Genomic DNA, 22,762 nt, shown 5'->3' on the forward strand with positions numbered 1-22,762 from the left:
GCCTTTAATCAAGAGTTATACCTTTGTATTACTCAAATTTAGGACATCACAGCCAAAAGGATACTGGACTAAAGTACAGGTTTTGAATTTTTAAAATTGTATTAAAAGATTAAAAAACTGGTAGAAATTAATTTTTGTGCTTTATCAAAGTTCTATTTGCACAAATTGATTTCGTTGTCTAAAACTAAATTTAATTGCCCATAAATTTGGATCTAAGAGGACGAAATGGCTAAGAAAACTAACTTTACCGGTACTAGATTTACAACTCTAATTGGTTTGGTTTTAGCTGCAAATGGATTTACCCCCAATCTTTATGCAGAACAAACTTCGATCATGCCTTTAACTTATGTAGCCGACAAAGCGATTGCGAGCAACCCAGAAGTTCAGCAAGCTTGGCATGCTTTTAAAGCATCTGTTTATGGCATTGACGCAGCACAATCTGGGTATTTACCGACCCTAGACGCATCAATCAGTGCCGGCTATGAAAAGCGCAACTACGGCGTAGAAGATGAATACAATCGAAATACGGCAGAGTTAACATTACGACAAATGCTCTATGATGGTTTCCAAACATCTAATACAGTTAAACGCTTTGAGCGAATTCAGCTCATTCGCTATTTTGAAATGCTCTCCCAAGCAGAGCAAACCGCCCTGCAAGCAAGCGTTGCCTACCTTGATGTACAGAAGTTCACCACGTTAGTTGAGCTGGCACAAAAAAATCTTCAAGAGCATGAATCGGTTTATCAGCAAATTGAGCAAAGTGTTGGTGCTGGAGTTGCAAGAGCTGCCGATCTTGAACAGATCAGCGGCCGCCTATCACTTGCACAATCAAATGTAATGACTGAATACGCAAATCTCCATGATGTTAGCGCACGCTACTTACGCATAGTCGGCGAACTTCCTCAGCAAGGCACCGTGGCTGCAAAATTAAATGAAGACAGCATCCCCATTTCGATTAATCAAGCTCTTGATATTGCCTATAAAAACAGCCCAAATTTTTATGCATCGCTCTACAATATTGAAGCGCAGCAAGCAAATGCCCAATCGCAGAAATCCGCCTTTCATCCAAAGGTTGATTTATCCGCCCGATATGGCTCCCAAGATCGCGATGAACTTGGTTTTAATCAAACCCGTACCGAAGCCCGGGTTGGGATTGATGTACGTTACAATCTCTATAACGGGGGCCTCGATAGCGCTAATTTAGAACAAGCTTATCAAGAAGTTAATATTGCAAAATACCAGCGAGATCAATCCTGTATCGAAATTCGTCAAAATCTGCAAGTTGCTTATAACAATGTCAAAGTACTTGAAAGTAAATTACCAGCCCTTGACCAGCATCGCCGCTCATCAGACAAAGTAAAAGTTGCCTATAAAGATCAATTTGATATTGGTCAACGCACGTTATTAGATGTGTTGGATGCAGAAAACGAGTCATTCCAGTCAAACCGTTCCTATACAGCAGCACTTTATGAACGCCAAAGTGCCATATTAGCGATGCTAGCAGAAATGGGAAAACTACTTCCGACACTTAATGTAAGCTCAGACAAATTCCCGAAAATCACTGAATTAACAGATGATACTATTGCCCATAATGCCGAGTTTATCTGCCCTAAATACGATGTTGCAGCAACAATCAATCGGCAAGCATTTTTGCAAAAAAAAGCCCAACAAGATAACGCCTATATGAGCATGACTGCGATGCCCAGTTATCTCAATGCACCGACCTTAAATAGCAGTACATTTAGTGATGATGATAATGACGGTGTTGCCAACGAACAAGATGATTGCCCTTCGACCCCAACCTTGACTGAGGTAGATGAAAAAGGCTGCACTAAATACAACAGTAATACTAGTAACGTCGAGATCGGTATTCCGTTCGTGGCTGATTCAAGTGTTGTGCGCCCTGAGTATTTGCAAGAAATCGCACGCCTCGCTGATTTTTTAAAATCACACCCATCTAAAAATGTTGAAATACAAGGGCATGCTTCACTCGAAGGGCCTGCTCTTTACAATAAAAAACTATCAGAAAAACGAGCATTCTCCGTGGCTGAAATTTTAATTCAGCAATACGGTGTTGCCCCTAAACGGGTTAAGTCACTCGGTTATGGAGTAGATAAACCAAGAATTAATGAGATCTCTGTTCGAGCTAACGCCGCTAACCGCCGTATTGAAGCTGTGATCACAGACACAGAAACTGGCAATAGCTTTGTTGCGGCAAGTTATTAATCTGAACTAGTTAAACAATATAAAGTGATATTGGAAGCTATATGGAAATAGATGATGAAATCGGTCATGGTGGTATTTTAGTCGACTGCTTAGCAATTTTATGCCACTACCATGATCGTGAATTTTCCCGCGAAACCTTGCTAAATGGACTTCCTCTTGAGCAAGGTAATCTTACTCCTTCTGGTTTTTCAAGGGCTGCAAAACGCATTGGTTTTAAAACTAAAGTTGTAAATAAACAACTTATTAAAATCAATACGGCATTATTACCCGCTATTTTACTACTAGAAAATAATCAAGCCTGTGTGATCACTGCACTGGATCTGCAATTACACACCGTAGAAGTTATTTACCCTGAACTCAGCGATTCGGCAGTAACCTTACAAATTACAGATCTGAGCAAAAATGCCACTGATATTGTTATTTATACACGTCCTGAATTCACCTTTGATGCCCGCTCGCCAGTGCTGCAAAAACTATCTAAAGACGGCTGGTTTTGGGGCGTGATAAAAGAATGTCGATCCTTGTATAAAGACGTGATTATTTCAGCCATTGCACTAGGCGTACTTTCAATTGCGATGCCATTATTTGTTATGAACGTGTATGATCGAGTGGTACCAAATCAAGCTGTTGAAACACTATGGGTATTAGCCATTGGCGTATTAATCGCGCTGACCGCCGACTTCATTTTAAGGTTAGTACGCAGCTATTTTGTCGAACTCGCAGCAAGTCGTATCGACGTAAAAGTCTCCGCAGTTATTATGGAGCGAGTACTGGGTATGCAGTTAAAAAACCGCCCTACATCGGCGGGCTCATTTGCCAGCAATATCCAGTCATTTGAAGCTGTGCGAGGATTTTTCAGCTCAATCACGCTTATCGCTTTGGTTGATTTACCCTTTGTACTTTTATACCTCACCGTGATTGCTATCATTGGCGTACAGCTTAGTATCCCGATCATTGTCGGAGCACTGTTGCTACTATGCTATGCCTTAGCCGCCCACCGTAAATTAGAAGCGCTATCAGAGCAAACAATGAAAGCCAGTTCAATGCGTAATGCTATTTTAGTAGAGAGTCTCACCAATATCGAGGACGTTAAAAGCTTTCATAGTGAATGTAAAACCCAGGCTGCATGGGAAAAATCAACCATTTATATTGCTCGGGTTAATGCACAGAGCCGGCTGATCTCCGGTTCAATTGCTAACTCAGCCACTTGGCTACAACAATGTGTTGGCGTGATAATTATGATTATTGGGGTGCACTTAGTTATTGCTGGTGATTTAACCCAAGGAGGCTTGATCGCCGCCTATTTATTATCTTCACGCACTATGGGGCCAATCGGTCAATCTGCCGCTGTGTTAGCACAATTTCACCATGCCGCTATTGCCATGCATTCACTCAATGAAATAATGGAAAAAGAAATTGAGCGTCCTGCAGGAAAGCATTGGTTAAGTCACCCCGTTTTACGTGGTGATATAGAGTTTCATGATGTGCACTTTAAATATGCTGATGACAGTAACGAAGCATTATCAGGTGTATCATTTAAAATCAAAGCCGGTGAAAAAGTGGCTATCCTAGGACGTAATGGCTCAGGAAAAAGCACCCTAGAGAAGTTAATCCTAGGGCTGCATGAGCCAAATTCAGGATCAATTTTAATTGATAACACCGATATTCACCAAATAGATCCCGCAGAATTACGCCATAACATTGGTTATGTTCCACAAACTATCTCACTATTTTTTGGCACCCTCAAAGACAACATCACCTTAAGTGCATGGCACGCCAAAGATGAACAAATTATTAGTGCTTGCGAGCGTAGCCAATTATTCGATCTTATAAACTCTCATCCTGATGGCTTTGACCTACAAGTTGGCGAACAAGGTCGCTTACTTTCTGGTGGACAACGCCAAGCTGTGGGAATGGCTCGAGCATTGATCAATGATCCACCCATACTCATTCTCGATGAACCAACCTCAGCACTGGATCATAATAGCGAAGCCAAAATCATCGCCAATTTAAAACAACACAGCCAAGATAAAACCTTACTTGTTGTTACTCACAGAACCTCATTACTTGAGTTAGTCGATCGTATTATCGTAATTGATAATGGCAAAATTATCGCCGACGGTGCAAAAGCCAACGTTATCGCGTCTCTCAATAATCAAGCCGTAGAGCGTGCCTCATGAGTAAAAATAAAATCACTATAGAGCAACGCTCTTTTGAATCTGTCGGTCGTGCCATTGAGACTAGTAAAGGACAAAAGCCATCAATATTTAATAACTTATTTAAAGGCTGGTTATCCCCACCTAATAGCCAAGATTGGGTGGTCGATGCACAATGGGAAAAAATGCAACAGCAACCAGCCAGTGCCAAGTTACTGCTATATTTAATTTGTTTAAGTATGGTGTTGCTGGTTGTTTGGTCTGCATTTGCAAACCTAGATGAAGTTGCTCGTGGTGAAGGCCGAGTGATCCCATCAAATAAATTGCAACTGATCCAATCCTACGATGGCGGCATGGTAGAGCAAATTAATGTCCGCGAAGGGCAAATCGTCAATGCTGGCGATGTATTAATAAAAATAGACCCTACCAGATATATTTCGAACTTTAGAGAAAACCAGTCAAAAGTGTTGTCACTCAGTGCCAAAGTAGCGCGTCTTGAAGCTCAGACTAAAAAACAACCGTTAATTTTTGAGACTAAACTCACTGCTGATGCGCCGGGAGTCGTGATGCACGAACAAGCACTTTACACCAGTAATAACCAAGAGCTTGAACAACAAGTCGCAATTCATAAACGCCAATTAGAACAACGCCGTCAAGATCATATCGAAGCACAAGCAGCCCTGCAACAGCATAGCAATGCCTTACGATTAATAAACCGCGAACTACAAGTAACCCGCCCATTACTACGCTCAGGCGCAGTATCTGATATCGATATTATTCGTTTAGAACGCCAAGCTGTTGATTTAAATGGTGAGATAAACCGCACTAAGGCTGTTATTAATCGTAGCCTTTCTGCTATTAATGAAGCGAAGAATAAAGTAAACGAAGTCGAATTATCTATGATAAACCGTTGGAATAATGAGCTTTCTGAAGCACGGCTGCGCCTAGATGCAATTAAAGAAACCGAATCTGGTTTAGCAGATAAAGTCACCCAAACTGAAATTCGCTCTCCGGTTAATGGCACTGTGCAACGCCTGATGGTCAATACCGTCGGTGGCATTTTACAACCTGGTAGTGATGTACTTGAAATAATACCGCTGGATGACCAACTGATTGTAGAGGCCAAAATCCCTCCGAAAGACATTGCTTTTTTACGTCCGGGACAAGCTGCAATGATCAAATTTAGTGCTTACGATTTTGCGATATACGGCGGACTAAGCGCCGAAGTTATACAAATTAGTGCCGACACGATTACTGATGAGCGAGACAACACGTTTTATTTAGTACAGCTGAAAACGGACAAAAGCCACTTTGCCGAAAACCTAACAATTATTCCAGGAATGACAACTCAGGTAGATATTATTACTGGTAAAAAAACCGTGTTGGAGTACTTGCTTAAACCGGTATTACGAGCAACCTCATTAGCAATGACTGAGCGTTAATTAATATTATTCTTACATTTTTAATATGGAACTATAATGCGCCAAAGTGTCTTTATCACCGAAGCTAAGTTTATTTCACCTCACTGGCAAGCAGCCTACCCTGAATGTGAAATACGACAGCAACAACCACACAATATTACAGCAGATACTATTTTATGGATCTTAGCTGGCAGTCCTGATTGGCTTAGCGTAGTACAAAGGTACAGTAAAAATCGCATTCCAGTGATTGTGATGAGCAAAGAGTTAAACATGGCAGAACTCTGCGCTGCGCTGCAAGTGGGAGCTCGCGGTTATGTTGAAGCATTTGCCAGTAAGGTAATTATAGAGCAAGTGGCAGAAACCGTTATCAGTGGCGGCATCTGGTTACCGGGTCAGTTGCTATCAAATTTAGTCGGCGTGCTCTCAAAGCAGTCAATCAGTTATCAGCATGCTTGTGATCTAACACTATTAACCAAACGCGAACACCAAGTGGTCGATATTGTTGTCACAGGTGCCAGTAATAAAATGGTTGCAAAGCAATTAAACATTACCGAACGTACCGTTAAAGAACATATGAGCTCGATTTTTAACAAGCTCAAAGTTCGTGACCGTATGCAATTGATGCTCGCAGTAAAAGGAAGTTAAAAAATTGAGAATTCAATTTCTAATACTTGTGCATCTTCCGTAATGTTATAAATCAACCGCATTTTTCTACATTAAGAACCAGAGTACAAACGCAATACTATGTCCGTAGATTAGAGTCTACCTTGGGCAGAATACACAACCCTATATTTTATTCTTCCGCGCTTGCTTTTACTTCATCATCAACTGGTTGCGATACTATGCCATCGAATCCTAGCCCTTGTAATGTCACCTGATCTTCGGGGTTATTAACGCCCTCAGCAATGACTTTTATACCAATTGAATGAGCTAGTGCGCACACTCCTCTTAAAAAAGTCTGATTATCTTGGCTGTAACTAATATTGTGTCCGTAAATACTATCAATTTTAATCATTTCAAGACCTAACTCATGAATTTTATCTATTTTAGTGAAAGCTGGCCCGACCCGTTTCAGTGCCACTTTTGCTCCCATACTTTTCACTTGCATACAAAAATCTTTAAAAATAGTCAATTCAGCAACAGCTAAACTTTCACGTATATCAAAACAAATATGCGCTGCTAATTTTGGAAACGCCAATAAATAAGTCAATATCGCAGCAAGCGCGGCATCATCTAATAATGTTTCTTGTGATAATTCCACCGATATAAGTTTTAAATCCTCTCGCGCTTCAAATGTTTGTACCAGATATTTGATCAAGCCCCAGTCTAATCGAGCAAGTAACTTCAATCGCTTTGCCCATTGTAAGTAATAGCCACTACGATAGAGCTCACCATTGAGTAATAAACTTAAGCTCACTTGGTTTTGTAATAACTTACCCGAAAAAGATTTAACCGGATAAAGCAACACATCTAAGTCATTATTATCTAACGCGCGCTCAATCGCCTCACGCCAACTAGCAGCGTCAGAAAATAATTCATTGCGCTGCTTATTATTATTAATTTGAACCTGTATTGTCGGCTCTGCCACGGCGGCTTTTAATAAATTATCGACCCGTTTTAACAATGTAAAACGACTATCTTCACGCTCTATATAACTACAACTGTGTGGGATAGTTAAACCAATATGACTGTATTCTGCCAGTAATACTGCATGTTGTTTAAGTACCTTCGAACTCAGACTTTCGATATCATCAGTGTCATTTACCAATACCGCAAAATCGCTATGAGACATACGGGCAATATGACTTGCTGAAAAACGATCTTCATTGGCTTCTAAAAAAGCGACCAATGTTTGTGTAAAGCGGCGTAAAAAAGCCACCATCTCAACACGATTGATTTGCTCACTGATCAGGTCAAGATTGACAATACGAAATAAAAATAACGCGCCATGAGCATGTTCTTTTGATTGCTCCAATTGTGCTTCTAAAGTGGCACAAAAATACTCTCGATTCGCCAAGCCAGTTAATTCATCGTGCTGGCTTTTAAAACGAAACTCCTCTAAGCGTTTATTATCTTCTTTAATAATACGACTAAAGCGCGTTGACAGAAGATTCATCGAACTAACTAACCGAGCAAATTCATACGTTTTTGGTACTTTAGATTTAATAAAACGTTTATCACCTAGCGCATTTGCTTGCTGCACAACATCATCTAACGGGCGTAAAATTCGACTTAAAAAATGAGCACTCGCTATACATGCGGTAATCGCCACCATAAAAAAACTCCAGAATAATCGAATCGCGCTCTCCCATAGCGCTTGCTCTGTGTATTGACTATGACTCTCTACATATAAAGTACCAAACTGCTGCCAGCCATCGCTCACTTGCGCAACGCCTGGCATCACATGTAATTGATAAAGATGATGAAACCAAAGTGGCGCCGATGTATCAAATTCACCACTAAATACTCGTTTTACGATCGGTTCACCTTGCGGGTCCTGCAATTCAATACGTTGGTAGTGCCCTGTATCAAAAGTAGCAGAAATAAGTAGCTCTAATTCAACATGATCTTTATGCAGCTGACTGAGCATTAAAGCCAAGCCATTAGCATTATCAATATTTTTTAAATACAACTGAGAAGAAAAATACTGTTTAGCCGAATACGTACTAATGAGCACACTACTGACGAAACCAATAATTATGACCACTAAAATAGCCAACCACAGTTCTTGGCGTAAAGTGATCTTACTTTCACGTTTAAATAAGGACATAAATGACATCACCAGATAATTCCTTCTTGTTGTGTTTGTTCAATAATTCGTCGCCAGCGAGATAACCTAGCAGTTGGATTGGCAACACTTTGGGTTGAGTTGTTCGCCCACAAGCCTTGGCTGTTAAAACTAAAAACGGGGCTTAGATCGGTGCGTTTAGCGGCAGGCAGTACTTTTGTTATTAAACTATCTAATATCAGCGGTTGTGCATTAGGAGTAACAAAATACCCCAACACCATATGCGCCTGAGTTTGTTTTGAGTTAGGACCGCCGATCTGTGCTTTAACGTAGATCAAACGTAACTTATCATCTTCAATGCCTAGTACTCGCAGACTAATATATTTAGCAATCGCATAATCTTCGCAGTCACCAAGGCCTTTGCCTAATGTTTCAAGTGGCGTTGCCCAGTAATCATTTTGCTGCCATAGCTCAATATCAGTACGATAGCGTAAGTTGCGAGCAAAAAAATCATTTACGATTAAGATTTTTTGTTGCTCAGTTTGATTCTGTGACTGAACCAACATCGTTTGCCAATTACGTGCTACCGCTACGCGCGTTGGTCCAAATTGCAGGTTCATTTTTTCTAAAAAGACATTAAACTGGATGGGGAGACGATCGGCAAAAACCACACTGGTAACTAATATAAACAATAGCGCAAAATGCAGTAACGGGCAGTTACTAAACTTTCGCAAAAGCATGCAGCAAAAGTGTAAAACTCTCACTGACGCGACCATAAGTATATTAATAAAAACCGAGTTATTTTTTTACGTGCCACAAGCTTTATTCAATAAAAAACATTAAATAAAGCATAGCACTGAAGTATTCACTGTGAGATATTTTAGCGTGTCTTTTGTTAGTTACTAACATAACTAACAACTAATTTATTAGATCAAGCGTTTTAGTAATAAGTTACTTTTTTAACTTCGCGTGGTTTAATTTCACCTATGTATAAGTCATGCACCCGCTTCATATCAAGTTGTAACTCTGTGGCATAGGTATCACCTACGGCATAGGTTTTAATTACTTGTGCGCCTTTAATAATCCCTTGTACTTGCCCTTGCAAGTGATCGTTTTGTGCAATACTGCCTTGCACTGTGGTGCCTGCGGTAATTTTTTGCCCATATACTTGCTCTGCCAGCTCACGATACGCTTCTAGTTTTGATGCTTTAATCGCCATTAATGAGCGTTGTGATTGGTTATCACCCGGTTGCGCACTGATCGGCGCATAACCCACGGCTTTTAGAATTGGGTAGTTATCTGGCTCAATATACTTATATTCCACATGTTTATCAAAAATACTGCTACAGCCAGCTAGACCTAAGCTTGCTAATATACAAATTGAAATCACAATACGCATGGCTTCTCTCACGCTTTAAAAGAATCATTAATAACTAAATCAATGCACGATCAATGCCATAATTAACTGCTATGACGGTTTTAAAGCAACCTTGCAAAACAATTGGTACAGTCCTTGCTCTGTCACTGTTAATAGCAAATGTATATTCATGGGGTTAGGGTAATGAAGCGAATTTTATCAATGGTAGTAATCGCCAGCAGTTGGCTAAGTATTAGTCTATTTTCCTCCCATACAGTTGCCCAATGGTATGAATCAACCGGCCATGCAAGCATTAAAAATGATGATATAAGTGCGGCAAAATCGGCGGCAATAAAAGATGCTATCACCCAAGCTTTAGTGTTCTCAGGGGCACGCGTCAGCTCAATGCAAACCTTAGTAGATGGGGTGTTAACCCAAGATCAACTAAAAATAAACAGCCATGGCGAAATTCAAAAGATAGAGATGATCAGCGAAGATCGTAAAGCCGATCAATTTGCAATTACTTTGCGCTTGGATATCTTCCCTCAACAAGAACACTGCCCTGCGAACCAATTTACTAAATTTGTTGCGATCACCCAAACACAATTAAATAATCGCGAACAAGCGAAGATGGGTCAAATATTTGACATTAATAAAGCCACCAGCGAAGCACTCTACAAAACGTTAAATCAATCGGCTATGAATGCTAAACCAACGGCTTATTTTAATTTTCCGATCCGCGTTGGCGAATTTTTTAATCAACAATACGATTACAGTAATGCCCTATTAGAAGAAATATCGAGCCGCAGTAATTCTCAGTATGTATTGTTAAGTCAAATTGTTGATATCTCAAATGGCGATAAACTCAATAACAGTTATGCTTTTTGGCAGGACGAAACCTACCAACGTTCATATAAAATAGATTTTGCCTTGTTTGATGGCACCACTTACGAGCGAATGTGGCAAAAAAGTTATCGCAGTCAAGCTATCTGGCCATTTGAAAAAACTGCAATTATTGACGTGTTTAGTGATAAATTTTGGAGTTCAGATTACGGCCAAAATATAGCCGACATAAACCAAACCGTTAGTTACGACTTACAAGCCGCAATGGCTTGCCTTGAAACCCAAGGTAAAATATTACATATAGAAAACAATAAGCTAATTATTAATTTAGGCAAAGCTCATGGTATTGAAAAAGGCCAACGCTTAAATATTGCACATCATAACTATTTAACGGATGCAGCGGGAAATAAAATGCCACACCTGATCACCACGCTCAATCAAATACAAGTTGAGCAGGTATATCAACAAAGTGCGGTTGCCGTCAGTATTGACCAACAACCACTGCCTAATATTCAAATAAATGATGTAGTAGAACTGACTAATTTAGAGCCTTAGTTAATTGTTGGTGTAAGCTTGGGTGCTCAATAAGCCAATTAGCAAGTAATTCAATGCCCGCTAAATGCGGGTAATGTTTACGACAGGCCAAAACCACACTTCGCTGTTGAGTTGGGAAGATTGGCAAGTAGCTAATACCTGCACGCTCTTTGCACGCAAGCTTAGGCACAAAGGTTACCCCATCATCCATAGCCACCAATGCTAATAAGGTTTCTAAGCTATTACCTCGGTACTCATTGGACACATCAACCCCAGCGGCAAAACAAAATTGCTGGGCTTGATCTTTAAAACAATGACCATCGCTGAGCATCAATAAACTGCACTCTTGTAGCTCATCTAACGCTATTTTACTGCGTTTTGATAAACTATTTTGCGCTGACATAGCAACCAAAAAGTCTTCTTTATACAATTTAACTGTATGATAAAGTTTAAGTTCAGGCACATCTGCTAATATAGCAATATCTAACTCACCGTTATCCAGTGCGCTTAATATAGTCGCGGTTTGCATCTCAACAAAAGCAAATTGGCTATCAGCAAACGCTTCTTTCATCGAGGTGAGTAAGGTGGGTAATAAATACGGTGCAATCGTTGGAATAATGCCTATTCTTACTTTACCTTGTAGTGGCGACGATGACGTTGCTGCTAGCTCTTTTAATATTTGGGTTTGCTCTAAGATCACTTTGATCTGTGTCAACAAACGTTCACCTTGAGCCGTTAAAGTAACCTGCTTAGTAGAGCGGTCAAATAAAGTAACACCCAGCTCTTGTTCAAGTTTTTTAACCTGTCCACTGAGAGTGGGTTGACTGACAAAACATGCATCGGCGGCTTTACGAAAATGCTTAAAGTGCGCAATCGCTTTTACGTATTCAAGATCTTTTAAATTCACTGCAAACTCACAATTAATCGGTAATACCTATCATACTAATATAAACAAACGATTGGAGCTATTATAACTTTCACGACATAATGGCTATCAACAAATCAAGAGGAACTAAAAAACATGTTAAAGAATATTGAAGGTCAAACAATTCCACAGGTTACATTTGCAACACGTCAAAATGACGAATGGAAATCAGTAACTACCGATGACATTTTTAAAGGTAAAACAGTGGTTGTGTTTTCACTACCCGGTGCATTTACACCAACCTGTTCATCAACTCACTTACCACGCTACAACGAATTAGCTGGTGTACTTAAACAAAACGGCGTTGACGACATTGTGTGTTTATCAGTAAACGATACCTTTGTAATGAATGCATGGGCTGAGCATCAAGAAGCACAAAACATTACCTTATTACCAGACGGTAACGGCGAATTCACTGACGGCATGGGCATGTTAGTTGATAAAAACGATTTAGGTTTTGGCAAACGCAGCTGGAGATACTCTATGCTGGTTAAAGATGGCGTAATTGAAAAAATGTTCATCGAACCAGATTTACCTGGCGACCCGTTTGAAGTATCAGATGCAGACACTATGCTTGATTACATCAACCCTAAACAAGTTAAACCAGAGCCGGTGAGCATTTTCACTAAACCTGGCTGCCCTTTCTGTAAAAAAGCGAAAGCATTATTAACAGAGAAAGGCCTAGTATACGAAGAGATCACTATGGGTGCCGGCGCATCACTGACTAGCCTAAAAGCTATTTCAGGCCGTGAGACCGTACCACAAGTATTTATCGGCGGTAAGCACATTGGTGGCTCTGACGATTTAGAAAAATACTTTGCTTAATTAAGTAATACCTTAAGCAAATAATAAGGGGCAGCAATGCCCCTATCCATACCCTTTTTAAATACCCATTTTAAATACCTATTTTATTAACTAATTTAAAAACCAGTTTTTTAATAAAATTGGTATTGAGGACATCACCATGAAAGAACTAAACACAGACGTTGTTGTAATAGGTGCTGGCACCGCAGGTTTAAGCGCTTACCGCAATGCAAAACAACACACGTCTAACGTATTAATGATTGAAGCAGGCCCATACGGTACAACCTGTGCGCGTGTTGGCTGTATGCCAAGTAAATTACTTATTGCCGCCGCAGAAGCCGCCCATGCAATTGAAGCCGCGCCAGCCTTTGGTGTGCACAGCTCAAAACCAAGCATAAACGGTGTTGAAGTAATGGCACGCGTGCGCAATGAGCGTGACCGCTTCGTAGGTTTTGTAGTAGAAGCCGTCGATGACATTCCAAGCGATGATAAAATAGTAGGCTACGCAAAATTTTTAGATGCCAATCGCGTACAGATTGACGACCATACAATTATTACCGCTAAGCGCTTTGTAATTGCTACCGGCTCTCGCCCTTCATACCCTGGGGTATTTAATAACTTTGGCGACAGACTGATCATTAACGATGACGTTTTCGATTGGCAAGACTTGCCAGAGTCAGTTGCTGTATTTGGCCCTGGTGTTATTGGCCTCGAAATTGGCCAAGCGCTACACCGCTTAGGTGTTAAGGTAAAACTATTTGGTGTGGGTGGCGCGATTGGCCCAATTACCGACCCAGTTATAAAAGACTACGCAAATACTGTATTTGCTGAAGAATTTTTTGTCGATACCGATTCAAACGTATCCGATATGAAACAAATAGGCGATAAAGCGCAGCTTACCTATGTAGACAAAAACGGCAACAAACAAACCGAGCAATTTGATTACGTACTTGCCGCGACGGGCCGCGTACCAAACACCGACAAACTCGGTCTTGAAAACACTGGCATTGAGCTTGATGAACGTGGCGTACCAATCGCTGATAAACACACAATGCAATGTGGCGACTCCAATATATTTATCGCCGGAGATGCCAGTAACATGATCCCACTACTGCATGAAGCGAGCGACCAAGGCTCCATCGCAGGGCAAAACGCGGGGCGTTTCCCTGATGTACGTATTGGCCTGCGCCGAGCGCCAATTGCAGCCGTTTTCAGCGACCCACAAATTGCTATGGTCGGTGAAACGTACAAGCAAATAACGGCTCGTTATGGTGAGTGTGGTTGTTTTGAAATTGGCGAGGTCAGCTTTGAAAACCAAGGCCGCAGCCGCGTAATGTTGAAAAACAAAGGTCATATGCGTTTATACGCAGAGCAAGGCACAGGCTTATTTTTAGGTGCTGAGTTTATTGGCCCACAAGCTGAGCATATCGCCCACCTACTGGCATGGGCTGTACAAAACAAAATGACTGTACCACAAATGCTCGACATGCCATTTTATCACCCAGTGATAGAAGAAGGCCTACGTACCGCACTGCGTGATTTAAACGCTAAGCTGAAATTTGGCCCAGATATCATTAACCAATGTATGGAATGTGGCCCTGGAGCATAAATAATAAAAAGCCAGTTAATTTAATTAATTGGCTTTATTACATATGATAAACTGCCAAATTATTAATTTTTTACAAGGAATGATTACATGGAAACTGACTTTTCTACTTTTGAAGAAGCGTTATATTTAGATAGTAAAAAAGCATTCAAGCAAATTTTAGCTGACTTGGGTGATGATATTTATGTAATCGGTTTTTATCACTCTGGTAGCTGTTCATTTTTACCTATGTTCAATACTCATACTGATTTTCAAAGCACATTTGAAGACGAATATGACTGCGAAGAAGATGACCGTTTACTCGCTAAATGGAACGTCAGTGACTTTCCATCATTAGAAGATTACTCAGAATATTTTGAACACAGTAGTGAAATTCTACAAACACTCGACAATGACGATAGCTATGAAATAGTCAGTGATGAAGAAATCCAAAAATATTGGCAAGCATGGTTATCAACCTTAGAGCGCGTGTTAACTCGCTTAGATAACGAAGGTATATTTTCAGAAGGTGTAGAGCGAAACTCAATCACGCTTGCCATACTCGCTTACGATGAAACTGAAGATGAGCAATTTTCACGCATTAAACGCATGAATCCGCCCGCTGTTTTAGCAACTATTGAAACCGATTTTGAAACAATGATTGCCAGCCGTAACGAAGCAGAGCAATTAGCGATGGCAGAATTTGAGCGTATGTTACAAGAGCGTTAGTTTTTAATAAATAGCTCTATATTGGCGCATAGTAAGTAATTGAGTAAAGACGAATTCAGCTATGGCTGCATTTCAATAAAATACATTAAAGCGAGCCTTTTTATAGGCTCGCCAAGTAGCTAAAAGGAATTTTATATGTGGTTTGAAAAACTGACAGGCTTTAGTGAAGAATCCCCGTTACAAGTGCATAAAAATTTATCAGTTAACGGTAATATTTTAAAATCTCATATTAATGCAAAGGAATATCATTGCGGCTTATTAGAAACACCATCATTAGCCGAATTAAGAAATCGCGTTAATTATAATAAAGCGCTAGATACAAAAAACTCTATTCGTGAAATCGTTGCGAATGTTCAAGACCTTCATACTGATAAGAACAATGTCGGCGCATTATTCCAGGTTGCCTCCCAATTCAACCTCTTAGAAATGGTTTCTCCTGATGTTACACCTGAGCACGGTGTCGATGGCTATGAGTATGATCGTACTCAAGGACCTGCTTGCGCTATAGCTGCAGGTGCCGGAACTATTTATCGAAACTATTTTGCAAACGTAAATGGTGAAATTGGTCAAACGGCTAATAATCAGATCGATTGCCTGAGTGACATTGGTGCCGCATTAGGAAATAAAAATAACCGTCTTTGGCAAATGAAAAATGGTTATGCTTTGGCATCTGAAGAAGGTTTAATAGAAATAAATGAAAAAATTAACTCTGCGACTAAATCTGAACTCGACAAATTAAAAGCTTTGTTACGCATTGGCATCCAATGGGATACAGAGGTGACACTAAATGATCTAAAGCAAACAGTCAGCCAAGTTTATTGTTCAGCGCTTCCTGTCGCATATTCACAAATACCTCCAACGTTATGGGCTAATTTTGCCAAACTGATATTAGAGGCTTGTTACGAAGCAACAATATGCTCTGCTATTTTGAACTATCAAAAAACTGGAAACAATAAAGTATACCTAACACTTATTGGTGGTGGCGTATTTGGTAATGATAGACAATGGATTTTACAAGCCATTGAGCGCGCCTTGAAACTATACGAGTACGCAGACCTTGATATATTTATTGTAAGTTACGGCTCTTGTGATCCTTATGTTCAAAAATTCATAGATAATTTTTCAAAAAATAAATGATAACTACAATAAAAAGCTAGCGTCATTAATAACGAAACCTTACCAACATAAGCTTTAAGAGCGTTGGTAAGGCGCTAGCCTTTTAATTGTTAATCCAATGGCTTTTTATTTCATTAAGGCTTGCTTAGTAACAACTTTATCACCATGACTTGGCGGCGTTGAGGTAACAATAAAACCAGCTCGTCCGCAGCGTAGTTGCATAACTGATGCACTAACCCCGCTGGCACTGTAGGCCTTGTTGCGGGTTTTATATCGCTAACAAAGTCGCCTGCCCATTAAGTACAAAAAAGAACGGCTCTGCAAACTCATGCTTATGCGACTGCTCCCCGTCGGCACTCGCTCTTGGATCACATTCAATGCAGTACTCTTCACCAAATGCCAACCATCACAATTATCACCCTTATGCCCCCAGTTATAATGTTCAGCGTTATCGACTGAAATAGGCATTGCCATATCTTCGCTATCCCTTAAAAGCTACTGCACAACAAAGTAAAACATCACCGTTTAAAATAGTAGTCAATTTAATTTATACAAGGAAACCACACTTATTCGCGCATAAAAGTGTGAAAAAAACACACTTATTAGCGCATAAAAGTGTAAAAACTTGCATTTATTCGCGCAATAAAGTGTAATTAATCATCTAGTGAGTAATACGAGACCTGCCATGCAACGATTAATTTTAGAAAAGTTATTAGATTGGAAATCTAAGCCAGCACGAAAACCCTTATTAATTGATGGCGCTCGCCAAACAGGTAAAACTTATTTATTACAAACTCTATTAGGCAGTACCTTTGCAAACGTGATTCGAATCGATTTTTTAGAGTCCCCGCAAATGAGTGAAGCATTCGCAGATTCGTTATCCCCCGAAAACGTACTATCTAATATAGAGCTACTTACAGGAAAAACGTTTGACCCTAATACAGATCTACTGATCCTTGATGAAATAGGCGAATGCCCTAAAGCAGTCACGTCCCTCAAATACTTTGCTGAACAAGCGCCGCACATGCATATTGCCGCCAGTGGTTCTAATATCGGTTTATTAAACTCCTTTCCTGTAGGTAAAGTGGAGCAACATAATCTGCGCCCTCTCACATTTCGTGAGTTTCTGATCGCCTCGAAAGAAACCGCTCTAATTAAGGCATTTGCAGCACAAACAAACTCAAGTGCAGCACATAGTAAATTATTCTCAAAACTCACTGATTATTACTTTACGGGTGGTATGCCAGAGGCTGTAAGTACATGGTTCGATTTATCTGATCACAGTATCATTGACCGCGTTCAAGCTGTAACAGACATTCATAAAAATTTAGTACTGGGCTATCAACGAGACTTCGGCAAATACTCAGGAAAAGTAGATGCAGGTTTAATCGAGGCTGTATTTAATAATGTTCCAGCACAGCTATCATCAGTGATGGATGAATCGGTTAATCGCTTTAAATTTAAAGGGATGCACGATAAAAAATCTCGCTATAGTGATTTTGAAAGCGCTATTTCTTGGTTAAATAAGTGCCGCTTGATACTCAAAAACCACCCTATTGATGGCACACCTAAAAGCCCACTAGCAGCATATAAAAAAGATAATATAGTTAAATTATTTCTTTTTGATGTGGGCTTATTAAATCATATGCTAAACATTGGGTATAAAGAAATAAAACAACAAGGCTATGAATACAAAGGCTTTGTGGCCGAAAACTTTGTACAACAAGAGCTCGCTGCGCAAGGTATTGACCCAACATATTCATGGGGAGATGCAAGAGCGGAGATCGAATTTGTGGTCTCTGATGACGAAGGCAACATACTGCCTATCGAAGTAAAAAGTGGTAAACGCACCAAAGCAAAATCACTACAATCGTACATAAATAAATGCCAGCCCATCAAAACAATTAAACTCACAGGCACGCAAGGCTCATCACCACTGGAAAAGGAGTATATTGTCCTCCCGCTCTACTACAGTGAATATGCAGTAAGCAAACACCTGAGGCTGATGAATTGATAAAAGATAGACCTATCAGATTGCACACCAATTTAAACATCGTTGAGAAAACTGGCGGGTGCTTACAAAGTGATCTGCTCCAGCCAGACTGGACACTTCATTAAGCGACATTTTTATTTTCAAAGTTAACTGGACTTAGATACCCGAGAGCACTGTGCCTTCTTGTCCGATTATAATCAACCTCGATGTATTCAAAGAGCGTTTGACGCATCTCGTCTCGCGTCATGATCGGCTCATATTGGATCGCTTCAACCTTCATTGAATGGAAGAAGCTCTCAACACAAGCATTATCCCAGCAGTTTCCTTTCCTACTCATACTTTGCTTTAGATTATAAGCGGTTATGATGTCTCGATAATCTTTTGAGCAGTACTGACTACCTCGGTCACTATGAACGATCACCTGCTCAGGGAACCCACGACGGAACAAGGCCATTGATAATGCATCGCAGACCAGTGTTGCGGTCATTCTGGTATCCATAGACCAGCCGACTACTTGCCTTGAATAAAGGTCAATAATTACCGCCAAATACAGCCAGCCTTCACTTGTCGCAACATAGGTGATGTCTCCCGCCCACTTTTGATTCGGAGCCTCCGCGTTAAAATCCTGAGCCAGCAGGTTCGGAGCAACTGGCATTTTATGTTTGCTATCCGTAGTGCACCTAAACTTACGTGCCGCTTTCGGCGTTAAATCCTGACGCTTCATACTAGCGGCAATGGTTTTAACATTACGGCTATCACCGTTCTCTGCCAGCTCTTTCTGGATGCGCCTTGAACCATCACGGCCTTTGCTGTTGTCAAAAGCCTTTTTGACCTTCGTATCAAGCTCTTGGCGAGTTACCTCGCGCTGAGTGGCCTTGTGGCGATGCTTAATCCAGTAATAAAACCCACTTCGTGAAACCCCGAACACCTTAGCCATGCGGACAGCACTGAAGCACAGCAGGTGTTCGAGCATAAATTCGTAGCTATCTACTTTAGATTTTTCGCGAAGTAGGTGGCGGCCTTTTTTACGATATCTAGCTCTTCAGCTTGCTCAGCCAATTGCCTTTTGAGCTTTGCGACTTCAGCGGCTAGATCTTTTTCCCGCTGACTGGTGCTAGTATCTTTCTTGGCTGCTTTACGCCAACCGTAGATCTGGGATTCGTGTAACGAGAGATGCTGCGCTGCCGTAGCTACTCCCAGCTTTTCTGCTAGTTTCAGTGCTTCTGCTTTAAATTCAGCAGAATGGAGAATACGTTTTTTCTTGTTTGTCATGGTTCACCTCATTAGTGATTGTACTCACTTAATTAGGTGTCCAAAACTGGTGGTGCGGATCACGCGCTTACTGTGCCAGCCGTTCTATTCATCGGCGCGATGATGGATCAAGAGGTTCGTCTTGGTCTATCCTCTTCTGATTTGGTATTACTTGTCACCACTTTAATGGTGTGCAAGGTAACATTCAGTAGTGGCCGAACCAATGTATTGCATGGCGCAACGCATTTGGTTCTGTTTGTGGTTTATCTTTTCCTGATGTTTGAGCATGCTTAGTCGATAACTTCAAATTCAATAAACCGCAGCCAATAAAAAGCCCGAGTTTAAACGCTCGGGCTTTTTATTGGCTGCAAGGCTTACGGTCAAATACGCTCTACACATTCACGAGCAATTACCAGCTCTTCATTGGTTGGGTTTATATTCATGGTAGATGTCATCAATATATTTTCTAATTCACTTTCGCCTATGCCTTTTGGGTTTATTCGGACGGTTGATTCAACCGATTTACTTGTAACAACATTTTCCAAGGTAATAAAGGTAGTATGATCATCAATATCCCTAATATGGTAAAAAAGTCTGGCACTTCATTGAATAAAGTAACACCAAATAAGGTGACAAATACCAGTCCTGAGTTCTCTGCTAGGGCAATAGAATTAGCAGGTGCTCGTTGATACGAAGCAACAGCTAATCCGTTGTAAGTAAGAACCAAAGTTGCACTTGCCAAAATGAACAGCAGATTCGTGGTCGAAAGAGGCACCCAATGGAATATAGCTAGGCAGCCAGAGATCGGTAGTGAAAGTAATGATGTCCAAAAAAGCGTGCTGACAACAGTTTGCTCCGTTGGTAATTTTTTCGCGGTAAGGTTGAACAAGGCAATTGTAAATGTAGTAACAAGGGCGAAGACTACCGCCAATTCAAATTCTGATGGTCTTAAAACCACAATCACTCCTGAAAACCCTATAAGAGATAATACACTGCTCTTAATCGTTAGTTTCTCTTGGAGAAGTAAAATCGATAATGGAAGCATCATTAGTGGCGCAGCATGAAAAATCGCATTAGCCGTAGCTAAAGTTAAGTGAGTGATTGCAATTACCATGCAACCACTGCCTATTATAATTAGATGTGCCCTAAATAGATTGAGTTTAGCGCTATACAGTTTTCGCTTTTGCTTGGACTGCTTTAACCATAAAGGATAAATAACTAAAGTAGAAAATAATTGCCGTATAAAAATGTATTGAAAGGCTGATACCTCCCCATTAAGTAACTTAACTGCGACATCAGATAGTGAAGCAGCAAGATTACCTAATATGAGAAAGATAATCGCGAGGTTTACCACAGGAAAAGACACTGTTATTTTTCCAACTTCATATCGATATGTGGGATGTCATCCTCCAAATACATTACAGAAGTCGGCATAAATCCATGGTTTTGGTAGAATTCTGATAGGTGTTCTTGAGCGCCAATTTCGATTGACTCTCTGGGCCACAACTTGTCACATGCACATAGAGCCTCTTGTACCAGTTGATGCCCTATGCCCCCTCCACGAGAATTTTTTGAAATAGCAACACGACCAATACTGACGGATGGATAACTAACCCCCTTTGACATTAAGCGTGCGCAGGCCATTAACTTGCCACCTTGATAACCCAGTAAGTGGTAAACACCTTCTTGGTGATCTTTACCATCCAACTCAGGATAGGGACATTCTTGCTCGACAACAAACACGTCAACTCTGAGTTTTAGCAGTTGATATAGTTGCATTGTTGTTAATTGGGGAAACGGATGGAGTTGCCAAGTAATCATTTTAATTCAGCCTTACACATATTGATATCCGAAATGTAGCAAGGTGAATAAGTCTAGACATTAACAATTGTTAAGTTGGATTGCGTTTTTTGATACGACTCAGGCTGATCGGTGTAATGCCAAGATAAGCTGCAATTTGATAATCGGTGAGGCGCTCTAACAAGTTAGGATAACTGTTACAGAACTGTTGATAGCGTTCTTCTGGAGTATAAAGCAACATAAAACGTTCTTTGTTTTCTTTATACATCAGTTGTATTTCCAATAGCTTGAGATAAATACTATATTTATTCTTACGCCATGTTCTTAATGTTTCGATAGGGAGAGACATAATCGAGCAAGAGGTAAGTGATTCAAGTTGGTATGGTGATGGCGTTTGGTTAACTAGGCTTTCAAAACCAATGATCCAGTCATTTTCCCAATAAAACTGTTTGCTAAACTCTTTGCCCTTGTCAGTAAAATAAACAGCGTGACATATTCCTTCTAATAGAAAGAAAATCTCTTTTGCAACTTCCCCTTGATGGAAAAAAATATGCCGACTAGGCAAAGAACAAAGCTTTGCAGATTGCTTTAGCTGTTCTACTTCGTGTCGAGTAAAGTCATTTTTTTGTAACTGCTCTAGGAAAGCGTCAAGCATAATTGGTTGTACCTAAGTATTTATCTATAACCAAACATTAACTGAATATTTAAGCACACAATAAATTCGCCAAAAAACAATTAAAGCGGAGGTGTTCAGGTGATGATAACCTACATCAAATTAGCATTCTACGTGCCATTTTATACCCCTAGGTTCCTTATTTGTAGCTGTGAATGACTTACAAGCAAGAATCGTAATTAATAAGACAAGAAAATTTCGCATATTTACCTGTAGGTATCATTTATCAGCAAGACTTTGCAAGGTAGCATACCCTGTGAGTTTACTATCTACTAGTGTCTGCTTGTCGTTCAAAGCCGATCTTTAGAGTAATTGCGTTAGCTTGTTTCGGGGCAGAAACGAGTTACGCTTGAAGGTCCGCTCATGGCGAAAGCAAACTGGATGTAATTTGGGTACTTTAATAAAAGGACAGCGCTAAATTTTTTATATTTCAATTTACGATGCTATAAATGTGCTATAAAAAATAAGTGGAAGAAAAAACCATGTAACTCATTGATTTTATTGGTAGCCCCTACAGGAATCGAACCTGTAACTGCCCCTTAGGAGGGGGCCGTTATATCCATTTAACTAAGAGGCCATTCTGATAGCTGATAGCTGATAGCTGATAGCTGATAGCTGATA

At 40.3% G+C, this 22,762-nt stretch carries 18 protein-coding genes and 1 tRNA gene; 10 read left to right on the forward strand and 9 right to left on the reverse strand.

The window, feature by feature from the left end; all coding sequences use genetic code 11:
• The first annotated feature begins 225 nt into the window (after window positions 1–225).
• The 4 genes from H5186_RS07040 to H5186_RS07055 are packed head-to-tail and all read left to right on the forward strand — an operon-like array spanning window position 226 to window position 6,448.
• The gene (locus H5186_RS07040; RefSeq protein ID WP_182740705.1) at window positions 226–2,226 is read left to right on the forward strand and encodes a TolC family outer membrane protein; all 2,001 of its coding nucleotides are present in this window, start codon (window positions 226–228) and stop codon (window positions 2,224–2,226) included.
• Window positions 2,227–2,267: 41 nt separating this feature from the next.
• On the forward strand, window positions 2,268–4,406 hold the full coding sequence (locus H5186_RS07045; protein WP_182762301.1) for a type I secretion system permease/ATPase: 2,139 nt from the start codon (window positions 2,268–2,270) through the stop codon (window positions 4,404–4,406).
• Window positions 4,403–5,824, forward strand: a complete 1,422-nt coding sequence (locus H5186_RS07050) for an HlyD family type I secretion periplasmic adaptor subunit (RefSeq protein WP_182762303.1) — start codon at window positions 4,403–4,405, stop codon at window positions 5,822–5,824. The genes H5186_RS07045 and H5186_RS07050 overlap by 4 nt, the downstream gene beginning before the upstream one ends.
• A 36-nt stretch (window positions 5,825–5,860) precedes the next feature.
• Window positions 5,861–6,448: a response regulator transcription factor gene (locus H5186_RS07055; RefSeq protein WP_182719450.1), complete on the forward strand. Its 588-nt coding sequence runs from the start codon at window positions 5,861–5,863 to the stop codon at window positions 6,446–6,448.
• A gap of 148 nt (window positions 6,449–6,596) precedes the next feature.
• Here the strand turns inward: H5186_RS07055 and H5186_RS07060 are convergent, their stop codons facing one another.
• The 3 genes from H5186_RS07060 to H5186_RS07070 form a co-directional block, all read right to left on the reverse strand.
• Complete coding sequence (locus H5186_RS07060; protein ID WP_220491374.1) at window positions 6,597–8,582, reverse strand: LapD/MoxY N-terminal periplasmic domain-containing protein; 1,986 nt, start codon at window positions 8,580–8,582, stop codon at window positions 6,597–6,599.
• Window positions 8,582–9,265 carry a transglutaminase-like cysteine peptidase gene (locus H5186_RS07065; RefSeq protein ID WP_246175533.1) on the reverse strand — a complete coding sequence of 228 codons (684 nt, stop codon included), beginning with the start codon at window positions 9,263–9,265 and terminating at the stop codon, window positions 8,582–8,584. Before H5186_RS07065 ends, H5186_RS07060 begins: the two co-directional genes overlap by 1 nt.
• A gap of 206 nt (window positions 9,266–9,471) precedes the next feature.
• Window positions 9,472–9,930, reverse strand: coding sequence for an LPP20 family lipoprotein (locus H5186_RS07070; protein ID WP_145239567.1), 459 nt, complete (start codon window positions 9,928–9,930; stop codon window positions 9,472–9,474).
• Between the two features lie 162 nt (window positions 9,931–10,092).
• Here H5186_RS07070 and H5186_RS07075 point away from each other — a divergent pair, with 162 nt between their 5' ends.
• Window positions 10,093–11,286 carry a flagellar assembly protein FlgT gene (locus H5186_RS07075; protein WP_182740701.1) on the forward strand — a complete coding sequence of 398 codons (1,194 nt, stop codon included), beginning with the start codon at window positions 10,093–10,095 and terminating at the stop codon, window positions 11,284–11,286.
• Here H5186_RS07075 and H5186_RS07080 read toward each other — a convergent pair.
• Window positions 11,270–12,172 carry a LysR substrate-binding domain-containing protein gene (locus H5186_RS07080; RefSeq protein ID WP_182794269.1) on the reverse strand — a complete coding sequence of 301 codons (903 nt, stop codon included), beginning with the start codon at window positions 12,170–12,172 and terminating at the stop codon, window positions 11,270–11,272. The two genes, H5186_RS07075 and H5186_RS07080, sit on opposite strands and share 17 nt — an antisense overlap.
• 114 nt (window positions 12,173–12,286) lie before the next feature.
• Between H5186_RS07080 and H5186_RS07085 the strand changes: the two genes are divergently transcribed.
• From H5186_RS07085 to H5186_RS07105, 5 genes are all read left to right on the forward strand, one after another.
• Window positions 12,287–13,015, forward strand: a complete 729-nt coding sequence (locus H5186_RS07085) for a glutathione peroxidase (RefSeq protein WP_145239576.1) — start codon at window positions 12,287–12,289, stop codon at window positions 13,013–13,015.
• 139 nt (window positions 13,016–13,154) lie between these two features.
• Window positions 13,155–14,603, forward strand: a complete 1,449-nt coding sequence (locus tag H5186_RS07090) for a dihydrolipoyl dehydrogenase (RefSeq protein WP_182794270.1) — start codon at window positions 13,155–13,157, stop codon at window positions 14,601–14,603.
• 87 nt (window positions 14,604–14,690) lie between these two features.
• Window positions 14,691–15,308, forward strand: coding sequence for a DUF4303 domain-containing protein (locus tag H5186_RS07095; protein ID WP_182794271.1), 618 nt, complete (start codon window positions 14,691–14,693; stop codon window positions 15,306–15,308).
• Between the two features lie 135 nt (window positions 15,309–15,443).
• Window positions 15,444–16,445, forward strand: a complete 1,002-nt coding sequence (locus H5186_RS07100) for a hypothetical protein (RefSeq protein WP_182740698.1) — start codon at window positions 15,444–15,446, stop codon at window positions 16,443–16,445.
• Between the two features lie 664 nt (window positions 16,446–17,109).
• Window positions 17,110–18,438, forward strand: coding sequence for an ATP-binding protein (locus H5186_RS07105; protein WP_182719458.1), 1,329 nt, complete (start codon window positions 17,110–17,112; stop codon window positions 18,436–18,438).
• A gap of 100 nt (window positions 18,439–18,538) precedes the next feature.
• Here H5186_RS07105 and H5186_RS07110 read toward each other — a convergent pair.
• The 5 genes from H5186_RS07110 to H5186_RS07135 all read right to left on the reverse strand — a co-directional run bounded on the left by H5186_RS07110 (window position 18,539) and on the right by H5186_RS07135 (window position 22,718).
• A protein-coding gene (locus H5186_RS07110) for an IS3 family transposase (RefSeq protein ID WP_095661212.1) occupies window positions 18,539–19,689 on the reverse strand; the annotation gives its coding sequence in 2 pieces (ribosomal slippage) (window positions 18,539–19,446 and window positions 19,446–19,689; 1,152 coding nt in all).
• A 475-nt stretch (window positions 19,690–20,164) separates the two neighbouring features.
• Window positions 20,165–21,034, reverse strand: a complete 870-nt coding sequence (locus H5186_RS23305; protein ID WP_064626653.1) for a DMT family transporter — start codon at window positions 21,032–21,034, stop codon at window positions 20,165–20,167.
• 2 nt (window positions 21,035–21,036) lie between these two features.
• On the reverse strand, window positions 21,037–21,489 hold the full coding sequence (locus H5186_RS07125) for a GNAT family N-acetyltransferase (protein ID WP_064626652.1): 453 nt from the start codon (window positions 21,487–21,489) through the stop codon (window positions 21,037–21,039).
• Window positions 21,490–21,559: 70 nt separating this feature from the next.
• A complete protein-coding gene (locus H5186_RS07130) occupies window positions 21,560–22,123 on the reverse strand; it encodes a Crp/Fnr family transcriptional regulator (RefSeq protein ID WP_064626651.1) in 564 nt (187 codons plus the stop codon).
• A gap of 520 nt (window positions 22,124–22,643) precedes the next feature.
• Window positions 22,644–22,718, reverse strand: a tRNA-Arg gene (locus H5186_RS07135).
• Window positions 22,719–22,762: the final 44 nt, after the last annotated feature.

This window comes from Pseudoalteromonas sp. SG41-2, from assembly GCF_014164535.1.
GTDB lineage: Bacteria > Pseudomonadota > Gammaproteobacteria > Enterobacterales > Alteromonadaceae > Pseudoalteromonas > Pseudoalteromonas rhizosphaerae.